Annotated in this window: 1 protein-coding gene and 1 pseudogene; one reads left to right on the top strand and one right to left on the bottom strand. The window is 42.0% G+C overall.

Annotated elements, in window-relative coordinates:
• Positions 1–400: pseudogene (locus KPX09_RS05465) on the top strand (hypothetical protein); the annotation flags it as partial.
• 153 nt (positions 401–553) lie between these two features.
• Here KPX09_RS05465 and KPX09_RS05460 read toward each other — a convergent pair.
• On the bottom strand, positions 554–765 hold a 212-nt coding region (locus tag KPX09_RS05460), incomplete at its 5' end, for a glycoside hydrolase TIM-barrel-like domain-containing protein (RefSeq protein WP_249549330.1).

The following is a 765-nucleotide window of genomic DNA, read 5'->3' as shown; positions in this document are numbered from 1 at the left end:
ACCTCAAATTCCAACTAGGACAAGTAGTTTATATCCTAAAGGAGGTTTAGGTTCTGATAAAGGCCCGAGTGTAACAGAGGGTAGCTCTTTTGCATCTGCTCTGCAGGCACAAAAGGGTAAGTTGCGTTCTACGAAAGAAGGTGCTCTGGAATCTACCTCAGGCAAAACATCTCCTTCCCCGATACTCTCCTCTGAAGAGTTCAAAGATGAACTAGCAAAAGCTGCAGAGGGATTACAAGGAGCAGTCGAAGCACAGAAGGGTGATGAAGGAGCGGCACATGAAAAGCAAGACTCTGGCATAGGATCGGGTGTTCCTGCTAGGGAAAGAGACGGATCTCAACCAGAAGCTCCTCAAAGTGAAGGCCATCAGCCTGTAAAAGGAGGTGGTCGCGGTAGGTAGAATTATACCGAAAAATCGCTGAGATACTTTGATTAATATAATTTTGCGCTTCTGAGTGTTTTAGGCGATGATCTCCCTACTTTAATAATGCCCCTTTTAGAGTATATAACGCTCTAAAAGGGGTAAATTACTTTTTAGTGTTTTTTTTGAATGCTATGTGTTTGAGAACGGAAAAACTTGCGGGGGTAGGGATGCATTCTTGAGTACTTTCTGTGCTTTGTATGTTACTTTTTTTGCATCATCGTAATCTGCTGCGTATGTGATAATTACAGAATTACCCAGAAAAGTTTTTGCATGTGAGGCTATCGTTCTCAGTGAGGTTACAGCAGGAAACTTGTCATTTTCATCTTGTATTTTTGTAAGTT

It is taken from the genome of Anaplasma phagocytophilum, assembly GCF_023476575.1.
Taxonomy (GTDB): domain Bacteria; phylum Pseudomonadota; class Alphaproteobacteria; order Rickettsiales; family Anaplasmataceae; genus Anaplasma; species Anaplasma phagocytophilum_A.
This window is presented reverse-complemented; position numbering and strand designations above follow the sequence as displayed.